Here is a 22,105-nt window from a genome sequence, read left to right as displayed (position 1 = left end):
CCGTTTGATAATCATGCCCTTAGGTGAGCTGCGTGACTATTCTTCGAGCGATCCGCAGGGCGTTCGCCTGAATGGTGAATGTCGGATTGACGCCTCCGGAATAGGGAAAGAAGCCGCCATCCGCGACATAGAGATTGTCGATGTCATGTACCCGGCCCCAACGGTCGACCACGGATTGTGTCGGGTCGACGCCGGCACGGCACCCGCCATGCAGATGTCCGCTGCCGAGCTGATAATTGGAATCCTGAAAATCGACTTGTTTCACGCCGGCCTCCGCCAGCAAGTTCGACGCGCGTCGGCACAAATAGCCTAATCGGCGTTTGTCCAGCGGATGGGTCCAGTAATCGAGAATGATCTTCGGCAAACCCAGCCGATCCAGGCTGGTAGCCAGTCGGACCGCATTGCTGCGCATGGGTTGGTCGGCCGCCAGGAAATGCAGCCGTAGTGTCATCTTTCCGTCGTGGTCCGTGCGCTCAACCCGACTTGCTTCGTAGATCATTCCGCCGAGCCCCGAAGGAGCCTCCTCGTCCAGGTAGTGATCGGAGATCGCAACGGTGGAGAACGGGCCACCGGCCGGGCGCGCGGACATCGGATCTATCGCGATGCTACCGGACACGTAGCCGCTGATTTTGAACGAGATGCCACTGCCGACCATGCCGGAGGCATTGCCGATGCCGTTGGGCGCTGTCCGCTGAGCCGATCTTAGCAGTAGGGCGGCAGACTGCACTGCATTTCCGGCGAGTACCACGCAGCGGGTGCGGACGCGCGCACGTTGTCGGCTGAGAGTGTCCAGCCATTCCACCGAACCCGCGCGGCTGACGTTGGCCAGATCTATGCGTACAGCCTTGCTGCCGAGTGCAACCGTCAGCGCGCCGGGCGGCAGGGCGACATCTGTGAACGGCGAGCGTGCGTCGGCCCTCGCGCCGGTAGGACACGGGTGTTCGTTGCAAGGTCCGTCGCAATCACAGGCTGGCCGGCCGCGATAGGGTACGGAGTTGATTGCCAACGGGGTGGGAAAAGGCAGCTGGTCTAGGCGTCTGCCGGCATCGGCGATCAATCGCCCCTTCGCGCTGAAATCATGTGGGGGCAGAACGGGTGGATCGCTCGGTGGTTCGAATGGGTCCGCCCCGGCTAGGCGGGCCACTCCGATGCGCCGTTCTAGCTCCTCGTAAAACGGGCGTAGTTCGGCGTAGTTGATCGGCCAGGTAGGGTTAAGCGCGTCTGCGGCTACATGCGCTCGCGCGTCAAAATCGATGGTCCGATAGCGGAAGGCTATTCCGGCATACAAAGTCATTCCGCCGCCGAGCGCGCACACAGTCCAGGGACGTCCAAACGACGTCAACGTACCTGCCGCAGACCTCACGAGGGCGGTATCCATACCATCTTGGACGCTCGCCAGCGAGGCGCCGGGAGGAAGCGCCCGACCTTCCTCGAGAAGGAGCACGCGCAAACCGTGTTTGGCGATCTCGTAGGCCACTGTTGAGCCGCTGGCACCACTCCCGACAACGCATACATCAACGATATCGGCGATCATTATCCTTCCTCTGGCAACAAATATCGACGATACGCAATCAAAGCCCTATTGATCAGTGACTGGCTGCCCAAGATAACTGCCATAGCCAACGATGAACGCGCGGCAGTTATACGATTGCCCCAGACTATCCAGTGCGGCTTGGCTCGGTTGCCAATGATCATCTGCCGGGTATCATCTGCCAAGTATCATCGCGAACTACCCCGAGATCGTACAATGTGACGCTACGTACGATTCAAGGCCGTCCAAGCCACTACCGCGTGAATATGACAGGTGGCTGGATCTGACGGTTAGCCGATCGACTTGATCTGTGTAGCTGATGTGGGTCAACAAACGTGCCTGCGCGATGAGTGGACGCTCGCGGGTTCCTTGGATTAAGCGTCGCAAAGGCCATGCGGGCAACGTTTTGAAGGCCACCAGGGCTGTTGCCTCCTGGGCTTTTCGCAATCATCAGACGCGGCTAGCTGGAGCAAAGCCGCGCATCCTATCGGCAAAAAAGAGCCCGGCCTCATTCGAGGGCCGGGCGGAAGTCAGTCTGGGCGAACGAGGCTGCTAAGCGTCGCGCCAGCTCTCGTCGACAGAGGGAGGGCTGCCGACGGCTATTTGCGGTGATGCATTCACCGCAAATTCCAATCTCGAAAGGATCGATGTCGGTTGAGCGTTGTTTTCCTTTTTTTACCAAGGCGATATTCACTAATGCACGGAGAACCCGGGATCATCTGTCATCGACGCCACTCATCTAATCGGTATGATCTTGACGATCCTCGCAAAGCAAAGTCGACCGCTTAGGTGTCGTTGTCGCGCCTCTGGCGGAGTGGCTCCGCTGGCTTGTCGGCGGCCCCTCGCGTCCTGCTTTGAGATGCTACAACGTGACGCTAGGTACGAATCAAGTCGTTTGAGCTGCGGCGCGCGCCATGAAAATCCAAGCTCCCGATTTCTCACAGGCAGCTAATCAATCCGCGAGTCGCAACACTGCCACGTGAGCGCTTGGAGATTTCGCCAGCGCGGTTTTTCGATTCTCCGCACAGACCACTGCGGCGACGAAATTCTGCGACCGTAACCTCAGGCAGGTCGCGTACGTTGTAACCATGCTCAAGCAGTTCAAGAAAACAGCCGAGCGAACGCGACTGCAGGTCGAATAGCGGCGGTATGGATCGGAGTTGGCGTGCGCTTGTTGATTTGCTTGGTACGCAGAGTACGAAGCGGCGGCCGAAGAAATTCAACGCAGGAAGTATGAGGGGCGGAATTTCCCAAGTAATTCGAACTGATCTCGCTGAAAAAGATCAACAGCATGACCGTTCCATTCAATGAACGTCCTACGCCTGAGCTCCTGGATCGTCCGATTCACGTGCACGGTCGAGGGCTCGCATGCATCGGCGATGTCTTGCTGTATGAAAGGGACATGAAGACGACCACTGTCCAGGACTCCCACGAGCTCAAGCCGCGCAGCGCTTCTGCTCGATCGCGTTGACCGTCATGCCAGCTAAGATTCTGTACGAGACGCTCAGATCTGTGGCGGGGATGGCACGCTGGGCCGGGGTAGCGAGATCGTTCGACCGCATCGTACAGTATTTTTACTGGCGTAGAAATACGGGGCTCCAGTACATTCTAGGCAGGGAATGTGTTTGAATCCTCGTTCGTGATTACCTGCTCGAATTGAGGTCCAGCATGAGCCATGCGGCCAGGGACCGCTCTGAAGTGTCGATAGTGACAGAAGAAGAACGAGAGTTGGCGCGGTGCCGGCAGGAAATAGCGCGTCTCAAGAATCTGGTTGTGCAGCTTTCTCAGCTCGTCTTGCGGCACGTCGCGGAAAGTAGCGAGGACCGGAAGCCGCAATCCAAGTGAATCGCTTGGGCGTGTGATCATATATGACAAAGGACGGCAATTAGACGATTTCCGTTGTGATCCGCAGCGCGGCGGCCCCAGGGGGAGGGGGAGCGGCCCCGCCTTGTTTCCCCGAGGCGGGGCCGCTCAATTTCGGTCGAACTTTTTCGTGGAACAAAGGGTCCGGGCTAATGCGCGTCGCGCGGGCCGATGGTCGAAAATCTCCATAAGCCGCAGCCGGTGACTGCAGTCCGGCGAAGGAACGCACTCGTGCCCGCCGCTAGGCGTCTGCGTTGGGCCAAGTTATCAGCTCCAATTGAGTCCAGCCCGTGAGGCGTCGAACCGGTGGCAGCCTGTGCATCGATCGGAGATTGGGCCAAAACTGCGCATGTGCGCGGCGCTCGCTTTAGACCGATGGCGGTCTGCGGACACCAAGCTGCTCGATGACGCGCTTTGATATCTCTACTGGATCGCCAACCTCGCTTGCGCCAATCTCGACGACCTTCTTTGCGACGATTTCGGCGATAGGGTCGTCTCGATCAACCACGCGGAGCGGGCGCATTGTCCGAGCATACGCTGACCTTAGACATTCAATTTGTTCCGGCGGCAGCTTGCTGCCTTGGAGCAATCGATCGACATTGATCCCCGCCCGACCTCCATGGGGACGCTAACTGTGATGTCTTGCACTAAGATAAGTCAGAACGCGGTCGGGTTAGTCTCGCTATAGCCACCTTTGTCGTCCCACCTATAAATGACGTAGTCGAGCTGTTTGATGTCACCCTTGGCGTCGTATTGCAGTGTGCCGATTACAGTGTCCCAAGAGCCCGCTTTGATCGTGTCCATCACCTTCTTCGGGTCTATGGTACCAACTTTGGTTGCGGCTTGCGTCCAGACCTGCACCGCAGCGTAGGTGTATAGCGTGTAGCCCTCGGGGTCGATATTCTTGGCTCTGAACTTATCGACGATCGCAGCCGCCGTCGTCTTCTTGCGTGGGTCGGGCCCGAAGGTGAAGAGCGTACCCGCTCCAGCTGCGCCGGTAATCGAAGCATATTCCTTGTCAGCCAACGCGTCGCCCGACATCAGGATGGTCTTCAGGCCCTGATCGCGCATCTGGCGCAAGATAAGGCCCGCTTCCTGGTGATAGCCGCCGACATAGACGAGGTCGATATTGTCGCGCTTCAGTCGCGAGACAATCGCGTTGAAATCCTTGTCGCCCTTATTATAGGACTCGTACATCTTCTCAATGATACCGGCCTTGTTGAGTGCCTTCTTCGTCTCGTCGGCAAGTCCCTTTCCATAAGTCGTCTTGTCATTCAGAATCGCGATGTTCTTGCCGTTGAATTGTTTTGCGATGTACTGGGCGGCAACCTGGCCCTGCTGGTCGTCACGGCCGCAGACGCGCGCCACGTTCCATAGCTTGCGTTCGGTGAATAGCGGGTTGGTCGAAGCCGGCGTGATCTGCAGCACACCGCCATCCGCATAGGCTTCCGAGGCCGGGATCGATGACGAAGAGCAAAAGTGCCCAGCAACGAACGGGATCCTGGCGGCAGCGACCTTTTCCGCTACCGATCGCGCCTGCTTGGGGTCGCAGGCATCGTCCTCGATGTCGAGGGCTAGCTTCTTGCCGAGTACGCCGCCGGAAGCATTGAGCTGCTCCACCGCCATCTCCGCGCCGTTCTTCATTTGCCGGCCGAAGGCCGACTCGCCCCCGGTTATCGGTCCAGCGACGGCGATGGTGATTTCATCAGCCAATGTCGCGGTGGACAGCACAATCGATGCTCCAAGTGCAAAGCCGATTAGCATGGGTGTTTTCATGGGGTAGTCCTCACAGGGGGAACGCGGCGGCGAGTAAGCTTGAGCAGAGCAAGGCGACCCCGGCTGCGATCAGTGCCAGGAAGCAGCCCGAGATAAAGTCATGGTCGCGCATCAGGCCGTTCGATTGTACTGCTACGAGAGAGCAGGAGCCTACCTTGACTTGATGAGCCAATGGTTCGTACTGCAGAAACATACAACGGTGCAGGAATTGTCGGCAGACAGCCCATCGCTGCGCGTCCAGTCTCATACCGCCCGCTAGCTCAACGCACGGGGCTATCTTAGCCGGACACTAGCTGAATCGGGCGTTTGTGAAAGAAATAGATCGGTCCGTAACGTACAGAGCTCGTCGCGTCCGAAGCACCGCCACTTGACACCAAGCGGCCGGTCGAGGCCGAAAGGAGAGACGATCGTTCAGGGCGGGCGCCACCATCGTCTTTCGAGACGTCGAAACACTTGATGCTCGACAGCGTGATCGCCTTGATAACACGCCCAAGGCAACCAGCGCGGTTTCAAATGAAGGCAAAAGACGTTCAGGATCGAGCAGAGTAGTGCGAAGCTGGTCGCAGTCAGCACAACGAGGCTACCAGAGACAAGGTCATGATTGCCCAAGAAGCATCCTCCGCGACATCTAATGGTGATTCGCGCCCTGCGCGGGCTGGGCTCTCATCCAAAGAAAGCGCTTATCCGCCGACGGCGAGGCGAGCACAACATATTGCTGGACCAGCTCGATGACGCGACCAACGTGCTGCACATGTACGGCTGGCCCACTGCAAAGCCACCGTACGCGCAAAAGCGTGAAGGTGAATATGAGTGTGCGAAGCCCGAACGTTTCGTCGCTCTCGACGGAAATTGTCACGCGATTGTCGTTTGCTCGGCCTGACTCTCTCGCCGATTTTCGCGAGGCAATGCAAAAAGCGTCCGGCTATGCAACTTCCATGTGATGAAGTGTCGATTGCTGCCTTCTGGGGCGACCTGCCCGCAAGCTGGGTCACTTGACGGGGGGCCGCGGCCGGCTACGTAGTGCCGTTGCCGGGCTTGCGATCTCCCCTCGCAGTTCAGCTGCGTACTCGGTCATGTCGTCATTCGAGCGTACCGAGCCGAACGGCCTTTCGAGCATGCGACGGACCCGTACCGGCGCGGGGCCGATGTGGAAGCGAATTGCCTGCTGCTCCAGCGCACGTTCCCACCGCGTCGATCGATTCCGCCAACGCAAATAGTCGAGCCAGGTTGGACAGTGATAGCGCTCCGTCCACAATTCCGGATCGGCGATGTCTCGCGCGATCGACCAGCCGTAGGCGCCGTTGCGTTGCCGAGACAATTGCACGTCTTGCATCACATAGTGGAACGCCCTGGCATTTTCCTGTGCAACCCGGTATTCGATCTCGACGACGAGCGGGCCACTGCGTCCGGTCAAGGCGAGCCGTACCTCGGGATCGGCGAGCGGCTCAGGGTCATCACCTCGCGCGCCGATGCGGGGCATAGGCAGCCAACGGCCGATGAGGGGGGAGGCGAGCATCAGGGCGGCCGACACCAGCAGCGCGGTTTCGACCCCCGCCGCGTCGGTCAGACGGCCCCAACCCCAACTGCCGACGGCAATCCCGCCAGAACTCGCCGCCTGATAGGCTGCAAGCGAGCGTCCGGCCACCCAGCGCGGCGCCGACAGCTGCACCCCAATAGTGAATACCGCCCACATCATCATCCACACGGCACCTGCCAGGACGAGTGCCGATGCGGTCAATACCGGTTCGCGGCTGAGCGCAGCCGCAGCCATCGTCGCGCCCATGGACAGCGCACAAGCGCGGATCGCGGCCTCGCCGCTCAACCGCTTGCGCAGTTCGGTGATATTCAGTGCGCCGACCACCGCACCAAGGCCAAAAGCGCCGAGCATGATACCGTAGGTCTGCGCGTCGCCATGCAGGAGATCGCGCGCCACCAGCGGCATCAGAGCGGTGATTGCACCGCCAATGATGCCGGTCACGAGGCTGCGGGTCAGCACAATCTTGATCGAGGGCGAATTGCTGATATAGTGTATGCCAGACAACATCGCGCGGCTCAATCTTTCAGGCGGCAGACGTGAGGGCGCGCTGATGCGTTTCCAAAGCAACAACGCGATAATCAGCGGCAGATACAGCAACGCGTTGAGCGCGAATGCGGCCACTGCTCCCGCGGTTGCTACCACGACTCCGCCGATTGCCGGACCTACGCTCCGCGCGATATTGTAGCTGATGCCGTTCAGCGCGATCGCAGCAGGCAGCTGTGCTTCCAGCGGAACTTGTTCATTAACCGACGATTGCCAAGCCGGTCCCATTAGTGCCATGCCACTGCCGACAACGAGACATAGCATGAGCAAGAGGTTGGGCGTGGCCAACCCAAGCCAGGCGACCACCGTCAGCCCGGTTGCTCCGGCGAGCGCCAATCCAAGTGAAGCCAGCGCCACGACGCGGCGGTCATACATATCCGCGATCGCTCCGGCCGGCATCGAAATCAGCATCACTGGTAGTAAGAGCGCGGTCTGCACCAACGCGACCTTGTCAGCCGACGATGTCATCTGGGTCATGGCCCAGGCCGCGCCAACGCCTTGAATCAAGATACCAACGTTGGACAGGAGGCTCGCAAGCCAGATGCGCCTGAAGGTCGCGTGCCGCAGCGGCGCCGTGATGCCGTCGGCACTACGCGTCCGCGCTTTTTGTGAATCGGTCATATTGGTTCGTGATGATCTACCATGATTTTATCTTGGCAAAGATCACAAGGATGTTCCTGGCGCGATATCGTGTTCAGTGCCTGGCCGTAAAATAAAATGCTTCAGTGACCTGCTGCTTCTGACGGCTTGCGCTCTCATAGCAAAGGCAGCGGTGCAGAAAACAGGAATAGTCATCATCACCGGCTTGATCCTGAAGCCTCTTATCACAACAGGGTCGCATGGTCTTGCTTATGGATTGTGTTCGCTGGCAGATGTAAACTTTGTACGAAGCGGACAAGTGCGCGCGGAAACTCCAGGCGCAACAGTTTGCGTCGCCTGAAGCTTACCTGGCTCTCACTGCGAGGGAGCCGCGACTCCATCTCGCAGGACTCCTCGATGCCTCAGATAGCTCCGAGCAGTGAGTGACGGAGATGGTTGTCGCTTGCCAGGTCGTTTCGTGTCAGTATGGAGCATTGGACGTCATCGGAGACATTGTCAGGTTCTGGATCGAGCGTTTGAGCGCGCATTTTTCGCGCAGCACGCGCGACAAGGTTTCCAGCCGCAATGCCGCTATGGCCGCCTGGTGCGGAAGCGGTGACGCGCTGTAAGGCAGATCGTAGGCACATCCCATTCGGTTCAAAGATGGGACGAGATTTTGCTCCGGTCGCACGCATGGAAACCCTCCTGAGGCCCCTGCATCGTACGAAACGATCCAATCTGGGGCCAGGACGACACGCGCTGTCGAAAAGCTGGGTTGTTCGTACCTCACGTACGGTCTTTGTCGGAGCGTCCTTTACTGCGCAGGTTCTAAAGAAAATACGACTGAACCGTGACAACAAGTTCTATATAAAACATTGGCAATGACGGACGGCGCTGCCCGCTGGGACGTCGCAGGCGAGAGAATGGGTGCCTCAAAGAGCTGATTGTGTGGCTATCTGATATTGTCTTGCGCGACGTCGTAAAACGCGTGGAAGACCTGAACTCCCGTGAGTTTGTGGCACAGCGTGGTTTGGCGCTTCAAAGCAAGTGGGCAGGCTCCGCCCGGTCTCCGCAGAGGCGGGTCCACTTGCCGGGCATGGCACAAGAAAAGCAGCCAGGAGACCATAACCGACCACGTACCCGCTGTCGTCGACAACCAGACTGCTCCAGAAGTGCGACTCGCAAGCGGGCGCGTCAGCACGCGATTGATGCTTTAACTTCTTTTGGTGCGCCCCAAGGAGCGAGCCTTGGTCAAAAATGCGATTCTGGTGCGGCTGTCCCTGCGAGACCGTGCGGCAATAGGGGAGCTCCTTGAGCCGATCGCCCTGCAAAAAGGCACAGCTCTGCATGAACCGAATAAGCATGTCGAGCACGTCTACTTCATGGAGTCGGGCCTGGCTTCACTGAGAATTGTCACGGCGGGAAGCATGCTGGAAACGGCACTCGTAGGATATCGAGGGGTGGTCGGCGCTTCGTTCTTATGGGGAGGGCACCTTGCGACGCATCAATCGGTCGTACTCTTTGCCGGAAGCGCGCGGCGGATCCGTGTCGAGGATTTGCGTCGAATAATAAAGCTGCGCCCAGAGATCCGAGTGCATCTCTTTAAGTACATCCAGGCGCTGACGTTTCAGTGCGTTCAGACCGGATTGTGCGGAGTTCGACACGATCGTGAACAGCGGCTTTCCTCCTGGCTTTGTTTGGCGAGTGATGCTGTTGACGCCCGTATGCTGCCGGTCACCTATGACTATCTTTCTAATGCCTTCGGATTGCGCGGTGCCGGAGGCGCGGAGACACTGGTCCGATTCGAAGAACACGGGCTGATTCGCAAGATGCGCGGCGCTTTGCACATTGATGATCGAAAGTCGCTCGAGCAAAAGGCTTGCTGTTGCTATAAGCTTGTGTCGGCCGCTTATGCCTCTTCAACTCATTGTATTGAAACGAGTGGAGTCTTTGGGGCAGTCTCACAGTCAGTTTCCAAGAGAGGCCGTCGCGATGATTATGCGCCAAGATGCTGAGTCTGTTGTAAGGCAAGCTGCACCCGCTTTCGCGACGTCTTATGGCTGGGTTGTTGCCGGGGTTTACGACGACCGCATTTGGACTGGCGCAGGATCTTGCGCCTGGTCACATCTTAAGACCTGATCGGGGCGGTCAATGCTCGGGGGAGAGCGCGAATGCGACGCTCGGGTAGCAAACCAGGCTGCTTGTCCTTTGCGTACAGAGTTCGGCCGAGCGCAGCCGAAGGGAACAAGGTATTTATTGCCGGCATGGCGGACGGAGATGGCAGGCTGCTGTTGATCAGCGGGGACGACAGGTGAACAGTGGAAGAACCGTGCTGCAAGCATGAGATTGTGTGCCTCAAAGCGCATTTCGTGAAGCGATCTGAGATTACCCACGTGACAAGGCGACAGGGACGGAGGGTGAAAGGAATTGCTGCGCCAGAGTTCCAAGTCGGGGGGGGAGCGGCCAGAAATGACATTTGTCATGAGATCATCTGCTTTTCTGCGGTTTTGGCCGAACAAGACTGGGGCGACCTCCATCGAGTACGGCCTGATCGCGGTGGCGGCTTCCGTTCCGCTTATCCTTGCGCTCAACGGTATTCGTCCAAAGCATAACGCTGATTGCAGTGCTGCGCCTGTGCGCACCGTTTCGACCGGGCAGTTTGACAGGCTGGATCTCGCACGCGAACCCATCACGGGCAATCAACAGAACGTCGAAAAGGCGTCCGCTGGATCCTCGGGCCGATGATATGAAGGTCGATGGAATAGGAGACGCGATCTGTGCATGAGCTAGATAAAAATCTCGTCCCATGTCCTTGGAAGAGGCCCCTTCGCTGCCAACTCTCCAGCTCTTCCGCGTAAGTGGCTAGTTCATAGCCTGCGCGGCCCCGCGCACCATTTTGGAAGCTGGAGCAGTGATGTCCCGATTTGAAAAGCTTGCTATCTTTATCGATGGTCCCAACCTCCACGCTACCGCCAAGGCGCTTGGTTTCGAGATCGACTACGAGCGCCTGCTTGAGGAGTATCGGAGGCAGGGCCGGTTGCTGCGGGCATTCTACTACACGGCGATTGCCGAGGATCAGGAGTATTCGTCGATTCGGCCGCTCATCGACTGGCTGGACTATAACGGCTATACCGTCGTCACCAGGGCAACCAAGGAATTCCTTGACGTCAGCGGGCGGCGTAAAGTGAAGGGTAACATGAACATCGAGCTTGCGGTCGATGCCATGGAACTCGCCAGGCATATCGATCAGATGATCCTGTTCTCTGGTGACGGCGACCTCCGTTCCTTGGTCGAGGCCGTGCAGCGCCGCGGCGTCAGTGTCACTGTCATCTCCGCCAACACGATCCAGCCGCCGATGATCGCAGACGAGCTTCGGCGGCAGGCAGACGACTTTATTGAACTAGCACGGTTGAAGCCGAAATTGGGCCGCGATCCGACTGAACGGCTCGGGCCCGGGACAGGTGCTGGCAAGCGAGAGTCAGCCAGCGCGGAATAGCGCATATGGCGATGCGATCACGGCAAGTGGACATGATGCCCGGTAGCGCCCCGGCGCTATCCCGACAGCACGACCATCTCCATCACGTTGATGATTTCCTCCTGTCAGGGCACCTCGCGTCTGTCATGCGGCTGTAGACGCCGATGCCATCCTCTCGCACCAACTGCACTTGTTGCTGCCTGTATCGCCGGCACGACCTCTCGCCTCCTCAGAGTCTGACTCATAAATCACCCAACCTTAGCTGCAGCCGCGAGTCTGCGGGTCAGGAGCCTGATGTGTGCAATCAGCAGCCAGGCAGCTTCGGTTGCCCCCGTCGCCTCGAAGTCCTTGGCGAGGCGGCGGCATCTGCCGAACCAAGCGAATGTGCGTTCAACCACCCACCGCCTCGGCAGAAGCTGGAAGCCTTTGACGCCTTGGGGCCGCTCGACGATCTCGACAGTCCATGGACCGCAGTCTGAGAGCGCGTCGAGAAGTTGATTTCCGCGGTAGATCCGGTCGGCAAAGACGTGGCGCAGCCGGGGGAAGTTCATCCGCACGTTCTTCAGCAGCGGTACGGCGCCATGGCAGTCCTGAACGTTGGCCGGATGAACATGAACCCCGAGGAGGAGGCCATTGGTATCCGTCACAATATGCCGCTTGCGGCCGTAGATGCGCTTGCCTGCATCGTAGCCGCGCGGTCCGCCAGCTTGCGTGGTCGGCGCACTTTGACTGTCGATCACGGCTGCCGTCGGCTTCGGTGTCCGTCCAAGCTTTTTTCGCGCCCGTCGGACAAGCACGCTGACAATCCTCTGCCACCGGCCTGTATCCCGCCATCTATAAAAATAGCCCTGCACCGTCGAATAGGGCGGGAACTCCTGCGGCAACGCCCGCCACTGGCAGCCAGTCGAAACGATATAGAGGATCGCTTCGATCACACGACGCAGCTCCGTCTTACGCGGCCGGCCGCGCCGGTTCGCTCGCGGCAACAGGCGTCTGATCAGCGCCCACTCCGCATTGGTCATATCGCTTGCATAACGCAGATCGTCCCGCCGATATTGCTCCCGAGTGATCTCAGTCCAGGGCATCGTGCTCTCCCTCGAATCTTTGCAAATCCGATGGAATCACACCCCACTGAGATCACTCACCCATTTTTCAGTCAGGCTCTCAGGAGGCGTTGACGATGACTTCGGCCGCGTCCTCCACCGGCTGACAGGCTGGGCTGGACCAGTGCCCGGATTGCCGTAGTTCGCTCCCAAGCCGAATCAGGCTGCACTGCAGCCAGAGGCGTTCCTCCTTCTCGTACCCGCTACGCCAGAACAGTGTTTCGGCATATGCGCGCATGCGGAACCGGTAAAGCAGTCGGTAGAAGTGACTGGTCATGTCCCTGGTCCTTGTCCATTGTCGCCAACGAGACGCTTTTTCACGACACCATTGTCTTCACTGAGCGCGATGTTTGAATGCAATTTGGTCCCGGGTGACGCTTGAAACCGGCTTTGGAACGCCTCTTTTGATGGATTTTCATCCCGCGGATCCTGGCTCACGACATAAGTCGCAGTGGAGTAAATTCGATCTCCGCCATGGTGACCGATACCTGAGCTATAAGTCAGAAGCGGATGGCAGAAGCTTGGTTGTGAGGAAGATCAAATCGATCTCGTGCAGCACCTGGCGTCACTCTGCGATCAATCCCCATCCTGGATGTCGCGAGGGTTCATGCAAGCCACGATAAAGGCACGAGCGCTCAGGTACGGAACGTGCGCTTCTGATACGATTGGATCACGCTCGCTGAGCGAATACGCGCGTGTCCGCTTTGTACGAAGTTTGCGCGCGCATTTGGAAGCACAATCTGCCACATAGCTGGACGAGGGTGGGCTGGCCCCGCACCGGCTGGTTCACTCTCTCGGCGGGCGTTCGGCGAGGGGCTTTTGGGTGTGGACGATAGGGGCGCAGATGCCACCTGGTAAGGCTGGCATCAAGGGGAGCAACGTCGGCATTACTTGCATGGGCGAGCGCTTCGAGGATCGCATCGGAATGCGCGTCCTGCTTGCTTGATGTTATGCAACGAAGTCAAAGGCGTACGATCAGTGGTGCCACTGAGTGATCCTGGTGCGTTTTGGTCGCGACGGTCAAAAGCGGGATTCAGCCGAGCAGGCGGCTTGTTCGCCGGACGGGCATTCCCGATGGACTTTAGGCGCCGTGCTTCTCGGCCAGCGGCGCTTCGAGTTCCTTGCAAATTCGTCGCGCATCGGTGACATGACACAAGTTGAGATCGGTGCCACGAAGACGCGGTCGGTTGCGCGCTGCTGCGGGCGGTAGGAAATTCGATCAATGAATACGCCGCTTAATGGCTATGTCGCGGCCCTGGAAGCCTTAAATGAAGACGGTCGGCTCCGCGGCCTGAAGCCGCGCAAAGGGACCGATTTTGCTTCAAACGACTATCTGGCGCTGGCGAGTGCGCCCCGTATGAAGAGGGCTTTGTTCACCGCGCTCGATGCCGGAACGCCGATCGGAGCCGGTGGGTCACGGCTACTGCGCGGAAATTGTGAGGAGCACGAAGCTCTCGAAGCGGACGCGGCGCGGTTCTTCCGAGCGGAGACAGCGCTGTTCTTCGGCGGCGGTTACATCGCAAATTTTGCCGTTCTGACAACGCTGCCGCAGCAAGGCGATTTGCTTGTTCTCGATGCGCTCGTGCATGCTAGCATTCATGAAGGCGCACGAGCGAGCCGAGCCGAGTTCCGGATAAGCGCCCATAATGACCCCCAGTCGATCGAAGACACGATTGGCGACTGGCGCGCCAGGGGCGGAAAGGGACGCGTCTGGATCGTGGTGGAGAGCCTCTACAGTATGGACGGAGACTTCGCGCCGCGTACAGATCTGGTCGCAATCGCCGAGCGCCACGAAGCGTTTCTGGTCGTGGATGAGGCACATGCCACAGGTGTTTACGGCGAGCAGGGACGGGGCCTTACTGCGCCCTATGAGAAGCGCGAAAATCTTTTAGTGATCCACACCTGCGGCAAGGCGCTGGGCGCGGCGGGTGCCCTTGTCACAGCTTCCGGCGTATTGCGCGACTTCATGGTCAATCGGTGCCGTCCATTCATTTTCGCCACCGCTCCGTCACCCCTAATGGCCGTCGCGGTGCGAGAGGCAATCCTAATCCTGCAGGAGGAGCCCGACCGGCAACGACGTCTGATCGATTTGATCGACTTTGCACATCGGCAGTTCGCTCTGTGCGGTCGCGCGAGCTCTTCGAATTCGCAAATCGTTCCTTATGTTGTGGGCGACAACGCCCGTGCGATGCGGCTCGCTTCTGCGCTACAGGCGCGCGGCTTTGATATCCGCGGGATACGGCCGCCAACGGTGCCTGTGGCAACGGCACGGTTGCGGATCTCGCTGACACTTAACGTCGGGCAAGATGATGTATCCGACATGATCGATGCGTTGGTCGAGGAGACCTGGGGCGACGTGCAGTGAGGCCGCGCAGGATGATCAGGCTGATGTCGGGATCGGCAAAACGGTCTTCAAAGGTGCTTGCCGACGCACCCGCTTCGGAATTCAAATTGACAAGGCGCGCCCACGCAGAGCTACCACAGCTCGTTGGACAAATTCTCAGGATGTCCATCAATCCTTGAGTGCCAGGCTCGACGGGTGTAGGTGACGCGCAGAAGAGTGTTCTGCGTTCCAGCCCGTGATCGCAACTGTCGCGCGCGCGAAAATTGCTGGTTTATTGCGGATCCAAAGTATGGTCTTACAGTTTCAGCGATTCTGCGTTTCCGAGATTGGCGGTCGCTTCGTTGGCTGATGCAGGAGAGACCGTTAGATGCCGTCGCGAGCAACAGTGTTCCTCACATCAGCAGGCTGGACCGCCGTCGTGATCCTAATTCTGCTGTATGTGATCTTCAGCCCGATCTGAGTCGGGGGGCTTAACGGAACGATCTCTATCGGTTCCAAAACGGATGATCCGGCGAGGATATGAAATTTGTCCGGTGTCGCCGAGCCTCGATTCGATCCCGACATCCATCGCAGCACATTTCTGCGGCTTCAGCCAACTGTGTTGACCAGTGCATTGACGGAAGGCATGGACCCTGTTCGGTCGCGGCAGGAATTGTGTGGGTGCTGGCCGCGCGTTGCCAACACAAGTACGTAAAGTAAGAGGAGGATAAAGAGCCCGCGCATACAAAGTGGTGTCCTGTCCCGAAGCTGTATGTCAATTGTGCAGCGGATCACATCCGGTGCATTTACCGATGGACGGGTGAGTTTTGCGGAACTCAACCGAAGCCGTGCTGGGCGGTTCAAACGACTGCGAAAGTGCAGGTCAGTTCAGTAGATCGACCCTGCCGGTGTCGAGCCGGTACAGACCCCCGACGACCTTTAGTCTGTTCTGCTCAACTGCCGCGTTCAGAACCGGGCCCGCCGATTTAAGTTTCTCGACGTTATCGATTACGTTTTGCCGGGTGGCATTGGCGAACGCATCACCGGTTTGCTGGCGCGATTTCCGAACGGCAGGCGCAAGCGCAGTGACGAGGGATGGAATATGCCCCGGCGCCGGCTTGTCGTCGTTGAGCGACTTGATCGTGGCGTCTATCGCGCCACAATGATCGTGACCGAGTACTAAAATCAACGGTGTATTTAGCACGGCGACTGCGTATTCCATGCTCGCGATCGTGACATCGTTGGCAAAATTGCCGGCGAGGCGGCAGACAAACAGGTCACCAAGTCCGCTGTCAAAAGCAAGTTCAGGCGCTACGCGAGAATCGGCGCAGCTCAGAACCGCCGCATATGGATTTTGTCCATCGACTAAAACCTGACGCTCGCGCTTGAAATCGTCGCCTCGTGATGCGCCCTGGACAAATCGGTCATTACCTTCGATCAGCCGCCTGAGCGCAGCATCCGGCGAGAGCAGATTGCCCGGCTTGGGCAGCTGTTTTGCTTCCTTCGCATTAACGATGTTGTCGCCGAGCCGCATGCCAACCGCCGAAAACGCGAACAGCGACAGCAATAGCGACCGGCGCGACGGCTTGATCATCGGCGAGCAAGACATATTAGGGGAACGGTCTGCGTGCATGTGTCGCCTCATCGCGCCGCTTTACGCCATCCATTGGCTTCAGCCTCCGCTTCGCTGCAGAACCATCGATCACCCAGCTTCTTCGTCATATCGATTTGTCCGTAACCGAGTTGCCCGGGCATGTGATAAGTGCGCTCGCCCCCGCGGCCCAGCGTGCCCTTTATCACACATTCGGGTGAGGGCGGGTCGGATAGCAAGGCGGATCCGAGCAGGAGTTCCTGAGCGTCGATCGGTATCGAGCTCGCGCCGACAACGATCGTCCCCTTGTTGCGGCGACGCCAGTCCCAAGGAGCAATGAACGCCCCCGACCATAGGCCCGCATAGGCATTGCTCGCTACAACCTCATAGATAATGTAGGTGTGAGGATCGGATGATAGTGCCCAGCCCGAGCTTATCATCCATGCGTTCACGTCCTCGCCCGCGATGAAGCAGCTGCCGAGTGACCGGCCGTACTTATCCACCCCTGTGGTATGACAATCCCACGTTCGTCCATTCGAATGCCTGATAAGCTCATCGCGAGCAGTTATGCCGCAAGCCCATTTCTGGCCGTGGGCGTCGAGGCAGATCTGATCCGTCTCTGGCGCCTCGATACCCGAAAGCCGAATTTTGGTTTGCTCGATCTCAATGGTATTGCCATCGACGATGCGCGGAGGGCCGCTGAGTTTCGCTGCGCAAGCCGGAGACGTGATGATGGCGAGCAATGCGGTTATCATCGCGCGACGTTTCATCCCGACAGCCTTTCGCTCTTGGTCCATGCGCTCAGAAACACGTGCAATCCGGCGTCGCCGCATTCGACTGCTTGATCGCACCATGTCGGTTACTTGGCCTGTGCTGCATCATTCGATGTTTGGTTGGTGGAAGCTCGATTGTGATTGCCAACCTACGGCCTGACGTAACGTGAGATTCAAGCGATTTCTTGTGTGAGTTGCGATGGGCTTCCGGCCTCGATCGTCTCTCTCAGTTGGCGCACACCGCACCGTGCTTAAGATCATCGGGCACAGCGTCGAACTCGGTGCATAAAAAAGCAACCGAGTGCTCCCGGAAAGAGAAAGCAATCAAAGTAAATGAACATGGCTTGCAACGCGTTCGCGAGCGCCATCGTACGGCGCACGATCTTTCGATGTAGATTCGTCGATGTGCCAGACATCGGGTGCGACCGTTAGAGCATGCTGTCTTTACACAGAGCGTAGCCCGAAGTTTTGAGGTAGTTGGTGCACTCTTCCTCGGAAGAGATTGAGGAGTTTACCAACCTTTCGCCAGGCGGCCTCGACATCACGAGGCGCAGCTCGCATGAGGTGTTTGAGTTTGGTGAAGACCTGCTCGATCGGATCGAGGTCAGGGCTATAGGGCGGCAGGAAGATGCGGTGGGCGCCTCTGGCGCCGATAGCTTGGCAAGCCGCTTTTCCTTTGTGGCTGTCAAGATTGTCGAGAACAACGATCTCGCCAGGTGCGAGGGTAGGGGCCAACACTTTCTCGACGTACAACGTGAAGAGCTCACCATTGATGGGGCCATCAATCATCCAAGGCGCGCTGATCTGATCGTGACGCAGCGCCGCGATGAAGGTCATGGTCTTCCAATGGCCGAAACGTGCAGATCCTTGGAGGCGCTGCCCACAAGGCCTCCAGCCGCGTAGCGGCGCCATACTGGTCTTGATCCACGTCTTGTCGATGAAAACCAGCCGCGCGACATCGATCCTGCCTTGGTGCGCTTTCCAGCAGGTCCGCTTACGGGCGACGTCTGGGCGATCCTGCTCGGCTGGCAGGAGCGTTTTTTTGAAGCTGAGCTCCTCGGCGTGAACAACAGTCCACACCGCCCGCACGCCTGTTTTGATCCCCCGTGCAGTCAGCTCCCAGCTTGCGCAAGGTAAATGGCCCCGAGCGAATGCGTTCGCGCAGTCGGCGTTGGTATCCGACAGAACCCGCTTCTTATGACCGCCGATCTGACCGGGGCCAGGCCCCCGATATCCCGTCTCAGATTTTTCCAATTCGTCACGCAGGGACGGGCTGATCTGTAGCGCCTCCGCAATCGAACGAACCGTCTCGCCCGCGTCAGCCCGCGCCATGGCTCGTTCGCGGATGTCTTCCGAATGGGGGCGCGTCATCCATGCTGGCCTCCGCCTCCAGCATGGAGGTCGAAATCGGAAATCCCCACCCGAGGGGAATCCCGAATCCAGAAAACAACAAGCTCCTAGTCAGCTTACCGTCAGTTTCGCCTGGCTACTTTGGCGCGGCCCAATGCGCCTCAAATCAATAAGAAACCCTCTTGCCTTAGGAGTACGGATCCTCATGTACGGTCGAATTGGTGAGTATTATGAAGCAGTTACGTGGGCGTCCCACGACGAGCACGCGGATGAAAGAGATTTCGAGGGCAGGTTCGCTAACATGCACCTGTCCGCAGCGGAGCCGACCTCCTCTTCTGCAGCGCCAACGTATTCCCTCGTGACCAAACCTCCGATAGAGCCGATCGACAAGGATACGTTTCGCAGAGAAGCAAAGATCTTCCAAAATGATCATGAAATAATGCGCATCGCCGAGAATCCGCGGGAGTACTCGCGTTTCGTATCGACACGAGCCAAGAACGTCAGAGAGGCTGCGGAGGACTACGGCTCGACCAGAGATTCGGAGGAAGCGCGATACTACAGCTATAATCTTGGAAACAAAACTGTCGCACTGCTGCGGACGGAAGGCGGATACAGCATGAACGAATTCCACGACGACAGGTGGCGAGAACTGTTTCCCGGGCGAGAACACATCACCTCCGTCGTCGATCTTCAGCTTGCCCATCCCTTGGTGGAGAACGCAGGCGATATTCTGCTCGAGTATCAGCTTCGGCGAGATGCGCGAGAGGGCGAGCAACCGTTGCTCAAATGGTATCCACTTAACGAAGAATCGAAAGCTCGCGCGGCGAAGTTAGGTTTCGTAGAGGTCGACGATTGCAATATGGTACTTGATCCTACTCAGCATCCTGACAAATGGACAACGAATAGCGCAGGTGAATGGCAGCGCGCCAACAAACCTGAACGATATCTCGCTAAAGTAGACGACGGCGAGCGCCGTAATACCCATGTAGCAAGCTCCGGATACGCGTACGAGGATGACTTTATGTGACTTTAACCGGTGAGAACACGTTGACACACTTCGTCTATCTTCCCTGATTCTCGCGAACGATAGTCGTAAACCGCAGTCCGCGCCTGGGGTGCGCCTGCCTCATTTGCCGCATCCCGTGGGCTCAATCCAGCTTGAAGTTCGCTCTGGCCACACGACGAGGGCCAGAGCATCAAGCGCAATCGTTTTACGGAAGGGAAGGGGTGTTCGGTGCCTCCGGATTGCGCCACCGGAATTTCTTCGGACTTGAGACAAGCCGGTGAAGTGCATTTCCGTGCGGCCCGCCGCGCTCATTCCGACTAAACACGAGCCAGGTTTCAACTTGCCCGGTTCCGCGGGGCGGTCCCATTTCCGCATCAAAGGTTTGATGCGAGATCGGTATTTGTGCGCCCTCCAATGCGCTATCTTCCAGAATACGACGTGGTCGATGCGCCGGAATAGCTACGTGGTGAATCGGTGAACTTGTAGAACGCTGCCCATCCCGCCAGTTGACGGTTCAGGCCCGCCTGCTCGGATATATAGGTGTCCATACTTAGGTACCTTAGCAAGGGCGCGTTTCCACGCTCTAATTGATATTACAATTATATTTGTCGCAAAATGGCTCGCGAGAGAGACGAGCCGCCAAATTGCAGGTCCGGTTTCATGCAGCAACGACGAGCTCTGCGGTCGGGCCAAAATCGGGATCTGGCACCTAAGGACTGCAGGCCGTGTTCGGTCCGATCTACGCGGTCAGCCCGGTCTTCAAAAGTCCTGATGCATAGGGACCAGGCGGCGCCTCCGCACGATAGCGAGTGACTCAGCTGCGCGAACTTCGTGGCCAGACGATCGGGTACGCCGGCGAAAGGCAGAGCGATCCATGCTTTAGCGAATTTGACAACGTCGAGCGCTCCGTCGGCGCGGAGAAGGCGTCCGACCTTCGGAAGGGCATCGCGATCCAGAGGCGCAGTGGGCAGCCGTGAACTGCTGAGCTCTTGTTGCGGGCTTGAAGCGGACGGCCGATTCAAAGCCGAATTTGTAACGAGAGACGGCGCCCGGGCGGGTGGGGAAGAGCGAAAGAAGCATGCTTCAGATCAGGATTTACGACGCGCAAACGAGCCGCGTGAGGAAATCTAGATCTTCCGTCCCAATTCTGCGGTCGATCGGACGCAGCATGGCTGCAGAATTCCTCGCCGGGGGTACTCGGGAAAGGGGCCCGCCGCCATGAGGTATGCCGGCGTCGCTATCACTGCCCCGTTCCCGGGTACCCTATTAACCGGTCTCGTCGCTGCACTCGCTCCCGCGTGCCGCCTTCGGCGTCACGCTCCTGCGGGTGCCATTGTCCGTTGAAGCGATGCGCTGCGCGCACGCCTGGTCAGAGCAGGGGCCGCAAGCATCGCTAGGCCAACTCCCCCGAAGAATGGATCTAGAGCTGGCCGCGTCGCAGATTGGCGCCCGCTCGCTGCATGTGAGCGGGGAGGGCTAAACCGGCTCTCGTAAGCTGGCACGTGGGCGCCTGGTCATGGCATCGCTTGCTTCGCGGAATGGGCCGAGAGCAACGGTGCTGCCCTATGACGAGCTGCGAGAGGCTCGCGGTTTGTCGCAAAAACGTTACAGGACAAGTCAGCGCTTCCGAACGCGTGTGCTTTGCTGCTACTCCGGGGCGCTCAGCGTCAAGGAGCTGCGCCGCGATCTTGCTTTGTGTGACCATTGGCCGAGGCCTTTCGCGCCCTTTCTATTGCTTCCCGTTCACTTGGCTCTATCCGATCGAACCAGGAGCCTGGAGGATAAGCCGCGATTCGCTTGGCGAAGAAAGATTGCGGCTCCCAATCTTGTCCCTCGCCCTTCTCGAAAGTGATGACGCCGTTGTGGGTAAAATAATGGGGTCCTGGGATCTTACAGTTCACCAAAAGCAGAACGCGCCACAGATCGCCCTTCTCGGTCGGTTTGTCATTGGGTTTCGACACGTAATCCACTGCGACGGGTTCAATGATATGGCAGCGGCCGTGCCGCAGAAGGTTGCCGAGTTTGCCTTGCGCAGTCGTCACGAAGTTGAAGTTGGCCGGATCATGCAGAAACTGAAGATTTGCGTCCCTTTCGCCATCTGTGACTTCACTGGCGATCAACGAGAGCGCCAAGGCGCGCCAGCCCAATTCAATCGGCTTTGCATATGTCGACGCAAGTTTAATCGTCCCGTCAGTCGCGATCTTCCAAGTGATAGCGTACTGTTCGTCTGATCTATTGTCCGGGTGCCTGGTCCATGAAAAATAAACATACTCTGTTCGGTCAATTCCTTCAGCGACTCCCCACGATCGAGGCACAAAGTGAGCCACCTTCGAGACCTTGGAAATGATTTGTTCTATAGTCTCACCATCTTGCGCTCGCCACGTTGACTTGACCCTTTCGACAAGCGCGTGGTCGTTGGCGCGAACATTGTTGCTCGTCAACGCCAGCCCGGCCAGGCAGATCAGCGACCGGGCGATACAGAACCAAAGCACGCGCCTTCCAGGTTTTTTCTTCATTGCGTCCGGCTCATCTGGTTATCATCCACACGTCAATCCAAAGCGGCGCGTCTTCCTCAGCGTGCTATGCGCAGATCGCAAGAAGTTAGCGGCAACGTGACGCAGGCGCCTGCCGATGTCCCGCGCGAGCAGGCGCCGT

At 58.3% G+C, this 22,105-nt stretch carries 16 protein-coding genes; 6 read left to right on the top strand and 10 right to left on the bottom strand.

What is annotated here, in order from left to right; genetic code table 11:
- Nucleotides 1-19 precede the first annotated feature (19 nt).
- The 3 genes from QA635_RS32020 to QA635_RS32015 all read right to left on the bottom strand — a co-directional run bounded on the left by QA635_RS32020 (nt 20) and on the right by QA635_RS32015 (nt 5,170).
- Nucleotides 20-1,534, bottom strand: a complete 1,515-nt coding sequence (locus QA635_RS32020) for an FAD-dependent oxidoreductase (protein WP_283063626.1) — start codon at nt 1,532-1,534, stop codon at nt 20-22.
- A 1,216-nt stretch (nt 1,535-2,750) separates the two neighbouring features.
- Nucleotides 2,751-2,963 carry a helix-turn-helix domain-containing protein gene (locus tag QA635_RS41835; protein ID WP_425249074.1) on the bottom strand — a complete coding sequence of 71 codons (213 nt, stop codon included), beginning with the start codon at nt 2,961-2,963 and terminating at the stop codon, nt 2,751-2,753.
- Between the two features lie 1,088 nt (nt 2,964-4,051).
- Nucleotides 4,052-5,170 carry a branched-chain amino acid ABC transporter substrate-binding protein gene (locus QA635_RS32015; protein ID WP_283063625.1) on the bottom strand — a complete coding sequence of 373 codons (1,119 nt, stop codon included), beginning with the start codon at nt 5,168-5,170 and terminating at the stop codon, nt 4,052-4,054.
- 631 nt (nt 5,171-5,801) lie between these two features.
- Between QA635_RS32015 and QA635_RS32010 the strand changes: the two genes are divergently transcribed.
- On the top strand, nt 5,802-6,050 hold the full coding sequence (locus QA635_RS32010) for a hypothetical protein (protein ID WP_283063624.1): 249 nt from the start codon (nt 5,802-5,804) through the stop codon (nt 6,048-6,050).
- A 108-nt stretch (nt 6,051-6,158) separates the two neighbouring features.
- On the opposite strand, the gene QA635_RS32005 is transcribed toward QA635_RS32010, so the two are convergent.
- Entirely contained in the window at nt 6,159-7,871 is a 1,713-nt protein-coding gene (locus tag QA635_RS32005; protein ID WP_283063623.1) for an MFS transporter, read from the bottom strand.
- 1,205 nt (nt 7,872-9,076) lie between these two features.
- Here QA635_RS32005 and QA635_RS32000 point away from each other — a divergent pair.
- From QA635_RS32000 to QA635_RS31990, 3 genes are all read left to right on the top strand, one after another.
- Nucleotides 9,077-9,844, top strand: a complete 768-nt coding sequence (locus QA635_RS32000; protein WP_283063622.1) for a Crp/Fnr family transcriptional regulator — start codon at nt 9,077-9,079, stop codon at nt 9,842-9,844.
- A gap of 454 nt (nt 9,845-10,298) precedes the next feature.
- Nucleotides 10,299-10,574 carry a Flp family type IVb pilin gene (locus QA635_RS31995; protein WP_283063621.1) on the top strand — a complete coding sequence of 92 codons (276 nt, stop codon included), beginning with the start codon at nt 10,299-10,301 and terminating at the stop codon, nt 10,572-10,574.
- A gap of 169 nt (nt 10,575-10,743) precedes the next feature.
- Nucleotides 10,744-11,325 (top strand): LabA-like NYN domain-containing protein, encoded by a 582-nt coding sequence (locus tag QA635_RS31990; RefSeq protein ID WP_283063620.1) that lies wholly within the window; start codon nt 10,744-10,746, stop codon nt 11,323-11,325.
- Between the two features lie 227 nt (nt 11,326-11,552).
- On the opposite strand, the gene QA635_RS31985 is transcribed toward QA635_RS31990, so the two are convergent.
- Complete coding sequence (locus tag QA635_RS31985; protein ID WP_283063619.1) at nt 11,553-12,389, bottom strand: IS5 family transposase; 837 nt, start codon at nt 12,387-12,389, stop codon at nt 11,553-11,555.
- A 79-nt stretch (nt 12,390-12,468) separates the two neighbouring features.
- The gene (locus QA635_RS31980; protein ID WP_283063618.1) at nt 12,469-12,684 is read right to left on the bottom strand and encodes a hypothetical protein; all 216 of its coding nucleotides are present in this window, start codon (nt 12,682-12,684) and stop codon (nt 12,469-12,471) included.
- A gap of 945 nt (nt 12,685-13,629) precedes the next feature.
- Here QA635_RS31980 and QA635_RS31975 point away from each other — a divergent pair.
- Nucleotides 13,630-14,772: an 8-amino-7-oxononanoate synthase gene (locus tag QA635_RS31975; RefSeq protein ID WP_283063617.1), complete on the top strand. Its 1,143-nt coding sequence runs from the start codon at nt 13,630-13,632 to the stop codon at nt 14,770-14,772.
- 841 nt (nt 14,773-15,613) lie between these two features.
- Here QA635_RS31975 and QA635_RS31970 read toward each other — a convergent pair.
- From QA635_RS31970 to QA635_RS31960, 3 genes are all read right to left on the bottom strand, one after another.
- Nucleotides 15,614-16,363, bottom strand: coding sequence for a carbonic anhydrase (locus QA635_RS31970; protein WP_283063616.1), 750 nt, complete (start codon nt 16,361-16,363; stop codon nt 15,614-15,616).
- A gap of 8 nt (nt 16,364-16,371) precedes the next feature.
- Nucleotides 16,372-17,091 carry a thermonuclease family protein gene (locus tag QA635_RS31965; RefSeq protein WP_283063615.1) on the bottom strand — a complete coding sequence of 240 codons (720 nt, stop codon included), beginning with the start codon at nt 17,089-17,091 and terminating at the stop codon, nt 16,372-16,374.
- 431 nt (nt 17,092-17,522) lie between these two features.
- A protein-coding gene (locus QA635_RS31960) for an IS630 family transposase (protein WP_283063614.1) occupies nt 17,523-18,465 on the bottom strand; the annotation gives its coding sequence in 2 pieces (ribosomal slippage) (nt 17,523-17,586 and nt 17,585-18,465; 945 coding nt in all).
- A gap of 184 nt (nt 18,466-18,649) precedes the next feature.
- Between QA635_RS31960 and QA635_RS31955 the strand changes: the two genes are divergently transcribed.
- Nucleotides 18,650-19,471, top strand: a complete 822-nt coding sequence (locus QA635_RS31955) for an effector protein NopP (RefSeq protein WP_283063613.1) — start codon at nt 18,650-18,652, stop codon at nt 19,469-19,471.
- Nucleotides 19,472-21,117: 1,646 nt separating this feature from the next.
- Here the strand turns inward: QA635_RS31955 and QA635_RS31950 are convergent.
- Nucleotides 21,118-21,966 (bottom strand): nodulate formation efficiency C protein, encoded by an 849-nt coding sequence (locus tag QA635_RS31950; RefSeq protein WP_283063612.1) that lies wholly within the window; start codon nt 21,964-21,966, stop codon nt 21,118-21,120.
- Nucleotides 21,967-22,105 lie beyond the last annotated feature (139 nt).

It is taken from the genome of Bradyrhizobium brasilense, from assembly GCF_029714345.1.
Classification (GTDB): Bacteria; Pseudomonadota; Alphaproteobacteria; order Rhizobiales; family Xanthobacteraceae; genus Bradyrhizobium; species Bradyrhizobium australafricanum.
The sequence above is the reverse complement of the archived record's forward strand: the minus strand, read 5'-3'. Positions and strand labels throughout refer to the sequence as shown.

What these genes read in the sequence shown, in the direction of transcription:
- QA635_RS31955 (WP_283063613.1), top strand. Translation starts at nt 18,650, where the DNA reads ATGTACGGTCGAATTGGTGAGTATTATGAAGCAGTTACGTGGGCGTCC.
- QA635_RS31995 (WP_283063621.1), top strand. Translation starts at nt 10,299, where the DNA reads ATGACATTTGTCATGAGATCATCTGCTTTTCTGCGGTTTTGGCCGAAC.
- QA635_RS32020 (WP_283063626.1), bottom strand. Translation starts at nt 1,534, where the DNA reads ATGATCGCCGATATCGTTGATGTATGCGTTGTCGGGAGTGGTGCCAGC.
- QA635_RS31980 (WP_283063618.1), bottom strand. Translation starts at nt 12,684, where the DNA reads ATGACCAGTCACTTCTACCGACTGCTTTACCGGTTCCGCATGCGCGCA.
- QA635_RS32005 (WP_283063623.1), bottom strand. Translation starts at nt 7,871, where the DNA reads ATGACCGATTCACAAAAAGCGCGGACGCGTAGTGCCGACGGCATCACG.
- QA635_RS31965 (WP_283063615.1), bottom strand. Translation starts at nt 17,091, where the DNA reads ATGAAACGTCGCGCGATGATAACCGCATTGCTCGCCATCATCACGTCT.
- QA635_RS31985 (WP_283063619.1), bottom strand. Translation starts at nt 12,389, where the DNA reads ATGCCCTGGACTGAGATCACTCGGGAGCAATATCGGCGGGACGATCTG.
- QA635_RS32015 (WP_283063625.1), bottom strand. Translation starts at nt 5,170, where the DNA reads ATGAAAACACCCATGCTAATCGGCTTTGCACTTGGAGCATCGATTGTG.
- QA635_RS31975 (WP_283063617.1), top strand. Translation starts at nt 13,630, where the DNA reads ATGAATACGCCGCTTAATGGCTATGTCGCGGCCCTGGAAGCCTTAAAT.
- QA635_RS31970 (WP_283063616.1), bottom strand. Translation starts at nt 16,363, where the DNA reads ATGCACGCAGACCGTTCCCCTAATATGTCTTGCTCGCCGATGATCAAG.
- QA635_RS31990 (WP_283063620.1), top strand. Translation starts at nt 10,744, where the DNA reads ATGTCCCGATTTGAAAAGCTTGCTATCTTTATCGATGGTCCCAACCTC.
- QA635_RS32010 (WP_283063624.1), top strand. Translation starts at nt 5,802, where the DNA reads ATGGTGATTCGCGCCCTGCGCGGGCTGGGCTCTCATCCAAAGAAAGCG.
- QA635_RS31950 (WP_283063612.1), bottom strand. Translation starts at nt 21,966, where the DNA reads ATGAAGAAAAAACCTGGAAGGCGCGTGCTTTGGTTCTGTATCGCCCGG.